The organism is Geodermatophilus sp. DSM 45219 (assembly GCF_900104025.1).
Lineage (GTDB): Bacteria > Actinomycetota > Actinomycetes > Mycobacteriales > Geodermatophilaceae > Geodermatophilus.
On record NZ_FNIQ01000003.1, the window covers coordinates 420,351 to 433,077 of the forward strand.

Below are 12,727 nucleotides of genomic sequence, written 5' to 3' on the forward strand. Positions count from 1 at the left end.
TTCCTCTCTGGCTCACCTGTCCCGCACGGTCGGCGTCCTCACCCCGGAGGACGGCCGCCCGGGTCGCCGCCGACCCACGGGGGCCGGCCCCCGGAACCGCCTCCGCCCCACGCCGGGACACCGCCGGAGGGCGGGCCACCCATGGTCACGATGCGGTCCAGCTCCTCGGTGTCGGCAGGACCGAGCGTCACCCCGCCCGCCGCGAGCAGCTGCTCCAGCTCGGCCACCGAGGTCGCACTCGGGATGACCAGCACGTTGGGTGAGCGCGCCAGCAGCCACGCGATGGCCACCTGCACCGGGCTCGCCCCCACCCGCTGCGCGACGGCCTCCAGGACCGCCGACTGCGGCGGCGACATCTCGCCCATGGGGAAGAAGGACGTGTAGGAGACGCCCTCCAGCGCCACGTAGGCGATGCCGTCCCGGGCCAGCTCCTCGACGAGGCGGTCGTCGGTGCGGTGGATCAGGTTGTAGTGGTTCTGCACGCAGGCCAGCGGGGCGATGCTCCGTGCCTCGGCGACCTGCCGGCTGGTGATGTGGCTGACCCCGAGCTGCCGCACGATCCCCTCCTGCTGCAGCCGCGCCAGCGCCTCGAGGGGCTCGGCCAGGGAGCGCTCCGCCGGCTCGCCCAGCCCCGGCATCCGCAGGTTGGCCACGTGCAGCGCGTCCAGCCCGAGGTGCGCGAGGTCCTCCTCGACCGACCGGCGCAGCTCGTCCGCCGTCAGGGCCTCCTCCCAGCCGCCCTCAGGCGTCCTCCGGGCGCCCACCCGGGTGACGACGACCAGGTCCTCGGGATAGGGGTGCAGCGCCTCGCGGATCAGGTCGTTCACCACGTGCGGGCCGTAGAGGCCGCTGGTGTCCAGGTGGTCGACCCCGAGCTCCACGGCCCGGCGGAGGACGGCGAGCGCCGCGTCCCGGTCGGCCGGTGGCCCGGTGACCCGGGGTCCGGTGAGCTTCATGCCGCCGAACCCGACCCGGTGCACGGCCCGGTCGCCGAGCAGGACCTGTCCGGACGCCGCCACGGTGCTCGTCATGCGACGGGAACCTAGGGCCGCGCGGACCCCGGGCGGCCGGGTCGCGCCGCGGCACCGGCGCGCCGGTCACGGACCGTGGAGCCGCTCCGGCGTGTCGGCTCGGCCGCTCAGATCAGCCCGAGCTTGCTGCCGGCGTAGACGGCCTCCGCGCGGCGGGTGACCGACAGCTTGCGCATCACGTTGCCGACGTGGAATTTGGCCGTCGTGGCCGAGATGAACAGCTCCCGGCCGATCGCCTCGTTGGACAGCCCGCGCGCCAGCAGGGTGAGCACCTCGCGCTCGCGCGCGGTGAGGTCCGGCCCGCTCGCGGCGGGGGACGGCGGGGCGGCCAGCGACCGCACCACCATCGTCGCGCTGTGGCTGTCGAAGGCGCTCTCCCCGCGGCGCACCGCCCGGATCGCGGCCACCAGCGCGACGGCATCAACGTCCTTGAGCACGTAGCCGCGGGCGCCGCGCTGGATCGCCTCCAGCACCAGCTGCTGGTCGAGGAAGGTCGTCACCACGAGCACGCCGGGCGCCGGGGTGGCCGCGGTGAGCTGGCCGCACAGGGTCAGGCCGGCGACGTCGGACCCGGCCGACAGCTTGAGGTCGAGCAGCACGATGTGCGGGCGGCTGGCGGCCACCAGGTCCAGCGCCTCGCCCGCGGACGCCGCCTCGCCGACCACCTCGATGTCCGGCTCGCGCTCCAGGATCGAGCGCAGGCCCTGCCGGACGATCGCGTGGTCGTCGACGATGACCAGCCGGATCGACTCACCCATCGACGGCCTCCCACGGCATCCGGACCTCCACCCGCACGCCGCCCATCCGGGCCCGCGTGAACCGCACCGTCCCCCCCATCTCCGTGCAGCGGGAGGCGATGTTGCCCAGCCCGCGGTGGTACCCGTCGTCCCGGCGCCCGGACGCCCGCAGCGCCCGCCGCAGCACGTCGGGGTCGCCGTCGCCGTCGTCGGCGACCGAGAGCCGCAGCTCGTCGGGCCGGTAGGCCAGCCGCACGGTGCTCCGGGTGGCGTTCGCGTGGCGGGCGGTGTTGAACAGGCACTCCGAGGCGATCCGGAACAGCGAGTGCTCGACCTCGGCCGGCAGCTGCCGGGGGCGGCCCTCCACCCGGACGGCGACCGCGAGGCCGGGCACCGGCGCGACGTCGGAGAGCCGGGCCAGCATGGCCGGCAGCCCGTCGCCGTCCCCGTGCTCGTGGGTGGAGAGCGCGTGGATGGCGCCGCGCAGCCGCTCCACCGCCTCCCGGGTGAGCGCCTTGGCGTGCCCGAGCCGTTCGTAGACCTCGCCGTGGTGGGCCACCTCCGGCCGGCACCACTCGATGGTCATGCCAGCCGAGAGCACGTGCTGGGCCACGCTGTCGTGCAGCTCGCGGGCGATCCGGTGCCGCTCGGCGTCCACCGCCTCGCGCTGCGCGGCGACGTCGAGCCGCCGTTCGGCCTCGGCCAGCCGGGAGTGCCGGTCGGCGAGGTCGCGGGCGCGCTCCTCGGCCTCGGCGTAGAGCCGCTCGGTCTGCCGGCGCAGCGCCTCCGACCGCGCCAGCAGGTGCTCGGACAGCAGCGCCACCGCCGACTGGTTGGCCACGATCCGCAGGATGGCCAGGTCCGCGGGGGTCGCCGTCCGCCGGGGCCCGCCGCAGGCGACCAGCGCGCCGACCGGCTCGCCGTCGACCACCAGGGGGACGACGACCGCGCCGTCCGCCGTCTGCCACGGGTCGACGGCGTCGGCGGCCAGCGCCTCGGTGACCGGACGGCGGACCACCTCGGGCAGCAGCGCCATCTGCCCCACCCCGACCCCGGACGGGCCGCGGCCGAGCATCCGCGGACGGGCCAGCGGCAGCGCCGTCCCGGACAGCGCGAGCACCGCCCAGGGCTCCCCGAGGTGTTCCGCGGTGGCGTCGACGACCGCCCGGCACAGCGCGTCGGCGCCCTGCCCGGTGGCCGAGAGCACGCGGGCGATGTGCTCGAGGGAGCCCAGCGCGCGGTCGAGGTCGTCGACGGTCTGCCGGTACTCGGCGTACCAGCTCGGCTTGGAGGAACGCAGCCCGGTGAGCTCGCTGATGCCCGGCGCGCGCATCAGAGGGCGCTGCGGAAGAGCGCCGCGATCTGGGCGTGGTCGGCGTCGCGCGGGTTGGTCGACAGGCACGCGTCGCCGAGCGTGGTCGCGGCCAGCGTCTCGACGTCGGCCTCCCGCACGCCGAGCTGTGCCAGGCCGCGCGGGCAGCCCAGGTCCGCGGCCAGCCGGCCCACCTCCTCCGCGGCGGCGTCGGCGGCGACGTCGGCGGGCAGCCCGGTGACGTCGATGCCCATGGCCCGCGCGATCGGGACGAACCGGTCCGGCCCGCTGCGGGCGTTGAACCGGATGACGTGCGGCAGCAGGACGCCGTTGACGACGCCGTGCGGCAGGTCGAGCAGCCCACCGACCTGGTGGCTCATCGCGTGCGTGGCGCCGAGGATCGCGTTGGTGAAGGCCAGCCCGGCCTCGAGGCTGGCCTGGGCCATCGCGGTGTGCGCGGCCGGGTCCTCGGGACGGGCGATCGTGCCGCGCAGCGAGCCGCAGATCAGCTCGATGGCGTGCAGCGCGTGGACGTCGGTGAGCGGGCCGGACGCCCGGGAGACGAACGCCTCGATGCCGTGGGTCAGCGCGTCCAGGCCGGTCGCGGCGGCCAGGTCGTCGGGCATCGTCGTCAGCAGCCGCGGGTCGGTGATCGAGATGTCCGGCACGAGAGCGCGGCCGATGAGGGTGGCCTTGAGCCGGCGGGTGGTGTCGGTGATGACGGCGAACTGCGAGACGTCGGCGCCGGTGCCGGCGGTGCTGGGACACATCACGGTCGGCGGGATCGCGGCGGTGACCTTGTCCACGCCCTCGTAGTCGAGGATCTGCCCGCCGTTGCTCGCGACCACCGCGATCGCCTTGGCCGCGTCGATCACCGAGCCGCCACCGAGGCCGACGATGACGTCGCAGCCGCTCTCCAGGTAGCGCTCGGCGCCCGCGGCGACCTCGTGGTCCTTGGGGTTGGGCGTCAGCTCCTGCCACACCGTCGCCCGCAGCCCCGCCTCGGCGAGGTGACCGGCGAGCTCGGCCCACCAGCCGGCCTGCACCAGCCCGGCGTCGGTGACGACGAACGGCCGCTGCGCGCCCAGCCGCCGCGCCGCCCACCCGGCCTCCGACAGCGCCCCCCAGCCGAACACGACCTCGGGCACCAGGTACTTGCTGAACGCCGCGACGGTCGGGGCCGGGCGCGGTTCCGCCGGCCGGACCCGCAGGCCGGCCGGGAGCGGGAGGCGGACCGGGGCGGCGGCGGTCACCGTCGCTCCGGTCGGGGAGCGCACGCGGCAGCGGACACGAGGGCCTCCCGGGGGTTCGGCGGTGCCGCCCAGACTAACCTCCCCGTGACCGCTGTCACACGGTTCGGTCGCGCACGACCGAACTGCCTTTATCGCGCTAAAGGCACCTCGGGCTGCACCGGTCAGGTGTCGAGCCACTCCCCCAGCCCGGCCAGCAGCCGGTCGACGTCGGTGTCGTCGCTGTACGGCGCCAGCCCGACCCGCAGGCCGCCGGTGTCGCCCAGGCCGAGGTGGCGGGAGGCCTCGATCGCGTAGAACGACCCGGCCGGGGCGTTGACCCCGCGCGCAGCGAGGAAGCGGTACGCGTCGGCGGCGTCCCGCCCCTCGAAGGTGAGCAGCAGGGTCGGCGTCCGCGTGCGGGCGCGGGACCGCACGGTGACGCCGGGCAGCGCGCGGACGCCGACCTCGATGCGCTCCCGCAGCCGGTCCTCGTGCTCCTCCAGGGCTGCCATGCCGGCCTCCAGCCTCGGGCGACGGGCGCCCTCGGGGCCACCCAGACCGGCGAGGAAGTCGACCGCGGCGGTGGTGCCGGCCAGCAGCTCGTAGGACAGCGTGCCCAGCTCGAACCGCTCGGGGACGGCGTCGGTCGAGGGCAGCAGCTTGTCCGGGCGCAGCGTCTCCAGCAGGCCGGGGCTCGCGACGACGCAGCCCAGGTGCGGGCCGAGGAACTTGTACGGCGAGCAGGCGTAGAGGTCGGCGCCGAGCGTGGCGACGTCGACCGCGGCGTGCGCGGTGAGGTGGACCCCGTCGACGTAGGTGAGGGCGCCGGCGTCGTGGGCCAGGTCGCTGATCGCGGCGACGTCCGGGCGGGTGCCGATGAGGTTCGAGGCGCCGGTGACGGCGACCAGCCGGGTGCGGTCGGACAGCAGCTCGCCCACCGCCTCGGGCGCCAGCTCGCCGGTGGCCGGGTCGAACCCCGCCCAGCGCACGGTGGCACCGCGGGCCTGCGCGGCCTGCACCCACGGGCGGACGTTGGCGTCGTGGTCCAGCCGGGTCACGACGACCTCGTCGCCGGGACCCCAGCCGGCAGCCAGCACCCGGGAGAGGTCGTAGGTCAGCTGGGTCATGCTGCGCCCGAAGACCACCCCGCCGGGATCGCCGGCGACCAGGTCGGCGACCGCCTGCCGGGCGGCCAGGACGACGTCGTCGGCGTTGCGCTCGGCCTCCGTGGTCCGCCCGCGGTTGGCCATCGGGGCGGTCATCGTCGCGGCGACGGCGGCGGCCACCGACTCGGGGACCTGCGACCCGCCCGGGCCGTCGAAGTGGGCGGCCCCGGCGCGCAGCGCAGGGAAGCAGGCACGGACGGCGGCAACGTCGTAGCTCACCGCGTCAGCATGCCCAACGAGTCAGGACGGCGGCTCGGCGAGCAGCTCCGCCCGCCGCTCCAGCCGGCGCGGGACGACGAGGACGGCGAACACGAGCACCGCGACGCACACCCCCGCGGCCGCCCACCACCACGGCGACCGGGTGACACCCCCGACGGCCGCGAGGAGGGCGAGACCGGACATCAAGACCGCGCTCGGCGTCCGGCTCGCCCGCACGACGGTCGAGCGGGCGAGCACCAGGTCGTACGCGGCGGCTCGCTCCTGCGGATCTGCGGGGACGGGGCCGCGCCGTGTCGCCCGGTCGACCCGGGCGTACGTCTCGGGCGGCATCCCACCGGCGTCCTCCCTGAGCCGCACGGTCGTGAGGGCACTCACGGCACCGCCGCAGAGCAGGCCGAGGACTCCGCCGAAGGTGATGGCAGCGCTCCAGCTCTCGTCCTGGGCGAACCGCTCGACGAGGACCAGTGCGATCCCGGCGGGGATCCCGTAGGTCAGGCCCACCACCCACCACCGGGCGCGCAGCAGCCAGGCGTTCACCGCGGCTGCCGCGGGTCGGCGAGCAGCTCCGCGCGGCGGGCGAGGCGGCGCGGCAGCACACCGTAGGCGCCGGACGCGAACAGCGAGAGCCCCACCGCTAACCACCAGAACACGGCATCGGCGCGCAGGGCGAGCCAGACCACGAGGGCGACCACCACGACGAAGAAGGGGATCCCCCACCGGCGCTGCCGGAGGACCTCACCCCGCTGGTGGAGCGCGTACCGCCGGGCGGCCTCGCGCAGCTCCCGGTCATCCGGTACCGGCCCGCGGTTGGCCACGCGCGCTGCCCGGCGGAGCTCGGCGGCTGAGCGGGTCCCGACGGCGTCCCTCGCTCGCCGCTGCTGCCGGGTCAGGACCGGCCCCATCACTGCGCCGAAGACCACCCCTCCGATGGCGCCGCCCACCGCGGCCTCGGTCCAGTTCTCCCCACCGATGAGACGCCCCGTCACGGTGTTGAGCAGGCCGAACAGCCCACCGCCGAGAAGCGACTGGACCCACGTCGGGGCGTTCAGCAGGCGGTCGCGCACCCGGCCATGGTCGGTGGGCCCTCAGGTGGCGGCCATCCGGTCACCCGGTCGGGTGACCGGAACTGCGTAGGTCGCGTGGCGAGCACGTTCCCGCGGGAACGTCTTCGAGCGTGCAGCCTCGACCGCGTTCCCGCGGGAACGCGAGCGACCCGCGACGAGTGCACACAGCGCGGTCCCCGAGCGAGCGGGACCGCGCTGTGCGCACGTGCGGCGGGGTGGGTCAGCGGCCGAGGAGACCGCCCAGGCCGCCGCCACCGCCGCCACCCAGCTTGCTGATCAGGTCCATGGGCGAGAGGCCCAGCTTCTCGAGGATCCCGGCGTGCTGGTCGGTGTCGACGGTGCCCGGCAGCTCCTGGTCGGCCTGCTGCGCCTTGGCGTCGTCGCCCTGGGAACGGAGGAGCTCGAGGATCTGGTTCTTGTCGATCTGCATGCACCGGCCCTACCCGCATCCCGCGCGTCCACGCGGCTCAGGACACCGAGAGCACGATCCGGTCGGGCCGGACCACCACCGCGACCGCCCGGCCGCGGCGCAGCCACGCGGTGAGCACCCCGTCGGCGTCGGCCACCACGACCTCGCCCGAGCCCTCCGGCCGCACCGCCAGCCGCCCGGGCGCGAGCAGCCGCACCCGCGCCGTCCCCGGGCCCAGGACGTCGTCCACCGGCACCGCCCGCCCGCCGAGCAGCACCCGGGCGCGGGGCAGCAGCGTGCCCGCGAGCCGGCGGCCGGCCCGGCCGCGGCGCACCACCAGCGGGCCGCGGCGCAGCGGCGGGGTGTGGCTGCCGGTGGCGAACCGCGCGACGGCGGGCACCCGGGCCGCCCCGGCCAGCACCACCCGGCGCAGCACCGCCGCGGCCCGCCCGCCGCCGGTCATCAGCCGGCCGAGCAGCAGGGCGAGGCGCACCAGCGCCCGGGCGTGCGGCTCCCGCTCGGCGCGGTGGGTGTCCAGCAGCCGCTCCGGCGCGCTCCCTGCCAGGACGGCGGCCAGCTTCCACACCAGCTGGTGCACGTCGCGCAGGCCCAGCCCCAGGCCCTGGCCGATGAACGGCGGGGTGAGGTGGGCGGCGTCCCCGGCGAGGAGCACGCGGCCGGCGCGCCAGCGGTCGGCCACCTGCGCGCGGTAGACGTACTCGGCGACCCGCACCACCTCGGCGTCCGCCGCCCCGTACGGCGCCAGCAGCCCGGGCAGCCGGGCGGCCAGGTCGTCGCGGGTCTCGCCGGGCAGCAGGCGGAACTCGAAGCGGTAGCGGTCGCCGGCCACCGGCATCGCGGTCGCGGCCCGGCGCGGGTCGCACACCTGGTGCACCCCGGGCCACAGCGGCAGCGGCGCGGCCGAGCGCAGGTCGGCCACCAGCCAGCGGTCGGGCCGGCCGAGGTCGCGCATGCGCGCCCCGATCAGCCCCCGCACCGCCGAGTTCGCGCCGTCGCAGCCGAGCACCGCCGCCGCCCGCAGTCGCGACTCCGCGCCCGACGAGCGGTCGCGCACGGTCAGCGTCACCCCGCCGTCCGAGGCCAGGTCCACGACCTCGCAGCCGGTCAGCAGGTCCACGGACGGCGAGCGGCGGACGGCGGCCAGCAGCAGCTCCTCCAGGTCGGGCTGGGAGAACATCGACGCCTGCGGCCAGCCGTGCGGTCCCGACGACGACGAGCGGGTGAACTCGGCGAGCACGCGGCCGCCCCCGTCGAGCAGCCGCAGCCCGCGCATCTGACGGCTGATGCGCAGGAAGTCCTCGGCGACGCCGGCGTCGGCCAGGGCCCGCAGCGCCTCGTCGTCCAGGTGCACCGCACGCGGCAGGCCGTAGGGCGCCGGCTGCCGCTCGAGGACGACGACCGCGAGCCCGCGGCGGGCGAGCAGCAGTGCCGCGGTGAGCCCCACCGGCCCGGCGCCGACGACGACCACCGGGCGCCGCGTCACGGCCCCACCCTGCCACCCGGCGCACCGGGGGGTAGCGCGGACGTTGCACCGGGCTTCCCCTGGTGTGACGTGGGACATAGCGTGCCCGGCACGGTCATGCACTCTGCATGCCACAGACGAGGAGGTCTCCGTGCCCGTCAACACCCGCGGCGCGATCCTGCGCTCCGCCCCCGGCAAGTACGAGGTCGTGGACCTGGTCGCCGACGACCCGCGCCAGGGCGAACTCCAGGTCAAGCTGGCGGCGTCCGGCATGTGCCACTCGGACGACCACATCGCCACCGGCGACATGCGGGTGGGCCACTACCCGTTCCTGGGCGGCCACGAGGGCGCCGGCGTCGTGACGGCGGTCGGTCCTGGCACCCCCGGGTTCAAGGAGGGCGACCACGTCGTCTTCTCGTTCCTCCCCGGGTGCGGCCGGTGCCGCTACTGCGCCAACGGTCAGCAGTACATCTGCGACTCGGGCGCCAACCTGCTGATCGGCTCACGCTGGGACGACGCGGAGAGCTTCCGCTTCACCACCACGGACGGCACGCCGGTCGGCCAGATGTGCGGCCTGGGCACCTTCGCAGAAGTGACCACGGTCGACGTCCGGTCGACGGTGAAAATCCCCGACGACATCCCGCTGGACGTGGCCTGCCTCGTCGGCTGCGGCGTCGGCACCGGCTGGGGGACCGCGGTCCAGGCCGGGGAGGTCAAGGCCGGCGACACGGTGATCGTCATGGGCATCGGCGGCATCGGCATCAACGCGGTCCAGGGTGCCGCGCACGCCGGGGCGAGCCACGTGATCGCCGTCGACCCGGTCGCGTTCAAGCGCGAGAAGGCCATGGAGCTGGGCGCGACGCAGGCCTTCGGCAGCATCGAGGAGGCCGCCGAGTTCGGCCGCAGCGTCACCAACGGCCAGGGGGCGGACAAGGCACTGGTCACCGTCGGCGTGCTGAAGGGCGAGCACGTCGCCCAGGCGTTCGAGGCGATCGGCAAGGGAGGTCGTGTCGTCATCACCGGCCTCGGCGACCTCACCGACGTGGGCATCCCGATCAACCCCAGCATGATGGCGCTGTTCACCAAGGAGATCCGCGGCGCCCTGTTCGGCGACCAGAACCCCAGCGCCGACATGCTGAAGATGCTGCGGCTCTACCAGGAGGGCAAGATCAAGCTCGACGAGCTGATCACCAAGCGGTACAAGCTCGACGACATCCAGCAGGGCTACGAGGACATGCACGCCGGCAAGAACATCCGCGGCGTCATCGTCTACGACTGAGGAAGGACCCCCCTGCCCCCCACCGCTCGTTGGAGGACCCCGTCCTCCCCACCGTTCGCAGGCTCACGGCGGGACCCGGGACGGGGCCGGCGGGGCCCTGCAGGGGGCCGTTCCAGCACGTCACCGGGACCGGGGCGTCCCTCAACGAGGGGCGCCCCGGTCGCGTGTCCAGCGAGGAGCACCGTGAGCACACCCACCCAGGCGCGGCGCCTGGACGTCACCGGCATGGTCCGGGTCGCCTGCGAGCGGGTCGTCGCCCGCATCCGGGAGGCCGAGGTCGTCGCCGCCGCCTTGTCGGCCGGCCGCAACGTGCTGCTCGAGGGCCCACCCGGCACCGGGAAGACGACGCTGCTGCGGGCGCTGGCCGACGGCGCGGGGGTGCCACTCGTGCTGGTCGAGGGCAACGCCGAGCTGACCCCCACCCGGCTGGTCGGGCACCACGACGCCTCGCGGGTGCTCAGCGAGGACTACCGCCCGGAGAACTTCGTGCCCGGCCCGCTGACCCGGGCGATGACCGACGGCGCCGTCCTCTACGTCGAGGAGTTCAACCGGGTGCCCGAGGAGACGATGAACGTCCTGCTCGGCGTGCTGTCCGAGCGGGAGATGCACGTGCCCCGCTTCGGCCGGGTGACCGCCCGGCCCACGTTCCGGCTGGTGGCGGCGATGAACCCGTTCGACGCCGTCGGCACCGCCCGGGTCACCCCCGCGCTCTACGACCGGTCCTGCCGCGTCGCGATGGGCTACCAGGACGAGGACGCCGAGCTCGCCGTCGTCGCCGCCGCGACCGGTGGCCCAGAGCCCCTGGTGGCGCGGGCGGTGCGCTCGGTGCGGATCACCCGCGACCACCCCGAGCTGCGGATCGGCTCCTCGGTGCGCGGGGCGATCGACACCGTGCTGATCGCGGTGGAGCTGGCCACCGTCCGCGGGCACGGCGCCGACGAGGACAGCACCGGCCTGGACGCCGCGCTCGCCGCCCTGACCGGCAAGGTCACCCTGGCCGACGGCGCGACGCGGCCGGTGGAGGACGTCGTCGCCGACATCTGGCGCCGGGCGGGTGAGGAGCTGGGAAAAGCCTGACCGCCGACGAGGCGGAGCAGGCCCCCTCCGGCGCACCGGCGCCCCCGCCGGGTGGCCGCCCGCCGCAGCCGGCCGCGGTCGAGGACCCCGCCGACGTCGAGCAGCTCCTCCGCGCCCAGGCCGCCCGCCGGGCCGGCCGCGACGAGCTGAGCCGGGCGCACCCGGACTTCCAGCAGGTCTCCCCGCAGGCCGGGCAGCTCGACGAGCAGGCGCTCAGCGACCTCGCCGCCCGGGACCCCGAGGCGGCCTCCCGGCTGCTCACCGCGATGGGCCGGGCCTTCGACCCCGGGCTACGCGCCGCCGCCCGGTCGCTGGCCTCCCGGCTCCCGGTGGGCACCCCGCGCACCGGCGTCCCCGACCGGCCGGGCACCCGGCGGGTGGTGACCCGGCGGGACGACACCGGCAGCGACGTCGACCTGGACGCCACCCTGGCCGCCCGCGGCGCCGAGCCGCACTGGCGGGTCGACCACCTGCACACCCGCGGCTGGCGGTCCACCGGGCGGGCCTGCGTGCTGCTGGTCGACGCGTCGGGGTCGGTGGCCGGGGACGAGCTCGCGGTCGCCGTCCTGACCGCCTCGGCGCTGGCCCAGCGGATGCGGCCGGGCGACGAGCTGGCCGTCGTCGCGTTCTGGTCTCAGGCGGTGGTGCTGCGGCCGCTGTCGGCCGACCCGCGCAGCGACGTCGTCGTCGACCGGCTGTTCGACCTGCGCGGCGGCGGGACCACCGACCTCGACCTGGGGCTGCGGACCGCCGCCGCGCAGCTGACCCGCTCGCGCGCGGCGGCCCGCGACGTCGTGCTGCTCTCCGACGGGCTGGCCACCGAGAGCCCCGACCCGCTGCCCGCGGCGGCCGCCCTGGCCCGCGCCGGCGCCCGCCTGCACGTGCTGTCGCTGTCGGCCGAGCCGGACTCGGAGGCCGGCTGCGCCGCCCTGGCCGCGGCCGGGGGCGGCCGGGTGGCGCCGCTGCGGCGGCCGACGGACGCACCGGCCGCCGTCCGCGCGGTCCTCGGCTGAGCGGGCGGCGACCGGCTCAGCCGCCGATGTCGGCGAGGTCCAGCGCGTCCTCCGGCGCGGTGATGTCCTGCTCCTCGCCGAACTCGCTGAGCCTCAGCGTGCCCTCGTCCTCCGTGCCGACGACCTCCAGCGGGTACGGCTCCCCCTCGCCCGCAACGACCAGCGAGCCGCCGCTGTCCTCGGAGACGACGACGACCGGCTCGCCGTCGCGCTCCTCGGTGGCGACCTCCTCCCGGTACCCGCCCTCGCCGGGCGAGCGCAGCTCGTCGGCCAGGCCCTGCAGCGTCAGCTCCTGGAAGCCCGCGGCGGCCTCGCCGGGGACGAGCACCCAGCGGCCGTCGAGCTCGGCGGCGAACTCCTGCGGCACACCGGACCCGCCCCAGAACTCCGCCGGCGCCTGCATGTAGACCTGCCCGTCGACCGCGGTCAGCTGCACGTCCAGGCCGCCGAGCGACAGCGTGCCGGTGAGGTCGTCGCCCTGCACCTGCAGGTCGACCTCGCCGCTCTCGCCGTCCATCGCGTACTCGCCGCCGACCGCGGCCGAGCCGGCCTCCTCCAGCGCGGTCGCCGCACGGTCGGCCACCTCGGGACCGCTGAGCTCGGCCATGCCGTTGCCGTCCGAGCCGCACGCGGTCAGCAGCAGGGCGGTGGTGCCCAGCAGGGCCAGGGTCCGGTTGCGCACGGGTCTCCCCCTCGTCCCCGGAC

13 protein-coding genes are annotated in these 12,727 nt (G+C 76.0%); 3 read left to right on the forward strand and 10 right to left on the reverse strand.

Annotated features, from left to right (window positions below; translation table 11 throughout):
- Positions 1 to 38: 38 nt before the first annotated feature.
- The 9 genes from BLR12_RS11075 to BLR12_RS11115 all read right to left on the reverse strand — a co-directional run bounded on the left by BLR12_RS11075 (position 39) and on the right by BLR12_RS11115 (position 8,674).
- Entirely contained in the window at positions 39 to 1,031 is a 993-nt protein-coding gene (locus BLR12_RS11075) for an oxidoreductase (RefSeq protein WP_091377588.1), read from the reverse strand.
- A 107-nt stretch (positions 1,032 to 1,138) separates the two neighbouring features.
- Positions 1,139 to 1,789: a MadR family response regulator transcription factor gene (locus BLR12_RS11080; RefSeq protein WP_091377591.1), complete on the reverse strand. Its 651-nt coding sequence runs from the start codon at positions 1,787 to 1,789 to the stop codon at positions 1,139 to 1,141.
- On the reverse strand, positions 1,782 to 3,101 hold the full coding sequence (locus BLR12_RS11085; protein ID WP_091377594.1) for a sensor histidine kinase: 1,320 nt from the start codon (positions 3,099 to 3,101) through the stop codon (positions 1,782 to 1,784). The genes BLR12_RS11080 and BLR12_RS11085 overlap by 8 nt, the downstream gene beginning before the upstream one ends.
- Positions 3,101 to 4,333 (reverse strand): iron-containing alcohol dehydrogenase, encoded by a 1,233-nt coding sequence (locus BLR12_RS11090; protein WP_091377597.1) that lies wholly within the window; start codon positions 4,331 to 4,333, stop codon positions 3,101 to 3,103. Before BLR12_RS11090 ends, BLR12_RS11085 begins: the two co-directional genes overlap by 1 nt.
- A 161-nt stretch (positions 4,334 to 4,494) precedes the next feature.
- Positions 4,495 to 5,697, reverse strand: a complete 1,203-nt coding sequence (locus BLR12_RS11095; protein WP_091377600.1) for a cysteine desulfurase-like protein — start codon at positions 5,695 to 5,697, stop codon at positions 4,495 to 4,497.
- Positions 5,698 to 5,718: 21 nt separating this feature from the next.
- The gene (locus tag BLR12_RS11100; protein ID WP_091377602.1) at positions 5,719 to 6,234 is read right to left on the reverse strand and encodes a hypothetical protein; all 516 of its coding nucleotides are present in this window, start codon (positions 6,232 to 6,234) and stop codon (positions 5,719 to 5,721) included.
- Positions 6,231 to 6,761 (reverse strand): hypothetical protein, encoded by a 531-nt coding sequence (locus tag BLR12_RS11105; protein ID WP_091377606.1) that lies wholly within the window; start codon positions 6,759 to 6,761, stop codon positions 6,231 to 6,233. Before BLR12_RS11105 ends, BLR12_RS11100 begins: the two co-directional genes overlap by 4 nt.
- Positions 6,762 to 6,981: 220 nt before the next feature.
- Positions 6,982 to 7,191, reverse strand: a complete 210-nt coding sequence (locus BLR12_RS11110; RefSeq protein WP_091377609.1) for a hypothetical protein — start codon at positions 7,189 to 7,191, stop codon at positions 6,982 to 6,984.
- 37 nt (positions 7,192 to 7,228) lie between these two features.
- Positions 7,229 to 8,674, reverse strand: coding sequence for a bifunctional 3-(3-hydroxy-phenyl)propionate/3-hydroxycinnamic acid hydroxylase (locus tag BLR12_RS11115; RefSeq protein WP_091377612.1), 1,446 nt, complete (start codon positions 8,672 to 8,674; stop codon positions 7,229 to 7,231).
- A gap of 130 nt (positions 8,675 to 8,804) precedes the next feature.
- Here BLR12_RS11115 and BLR12_RS11120 point away from each other — a divergent pair, with 130 nt between their 5' ends.
- The 3 genes from BLR12_RS11120 (at position 8,805) to BLR12_RS11130 (ending at position 12,022) form a co-directional block, all read left to right on the forward strand.
- Positions 8,805 to 9,932: an NDMA-dependent alcohol dehydrogenase gene (locus tag BLR12_RS11120; RefSeq protein ID WP_091377614.1), complete on the forward strand. Its 1,128-nt coding sequence runs from the start codon at positions 8,805 to 8,807 to the stop codon at positions 9,930 to 9,932.
- Positions 9,933 to 10,115: 183 nt separating this feature from the next.
- Positions 10,116 to 11,009, forward strand: a complete 894-nt coding sequence (locus tag BLR12_RS11125) for an AAA family ATPase (protein ID WP_255363428.1) — start codon at positions 10,116 to 10,118, stop codon at positions 11,007 to 11,009.
- Positions 11,010 to 11,275: 266 nt separating this feature from the next.
- Positions 11,276 to 12,022 (forward strand): vWA domain-containing protein, encoded by a 747-nt coding sequence (locus BLR12_RS11130; protein ID WP_091377617.1) that lies wholly within the window; start codon positions 11,276 to 11,278, stop codon positions 12,020 to 12,022.
- A 16-nt stretch (positions 12,023 to 12,038) separates the two neighbouring features.
- On the opposite strand, the gene BLR12_RS11135 is transcribed toward BLR12_RS11130, so the two are convergent.
- Positions 12,039 to 12,704, reverse strand: a complete 666-nt coding sequence (locus tag BLR12_RS11135) for a hypothetical protein (protein ID WP_091377620.1) — start codon at positions 12,702 to 12,704, stop codon at positions 12,039 to 12,041.
- Positions 12,705 to 12,727 lie beyond the last annotated feature (23 nt).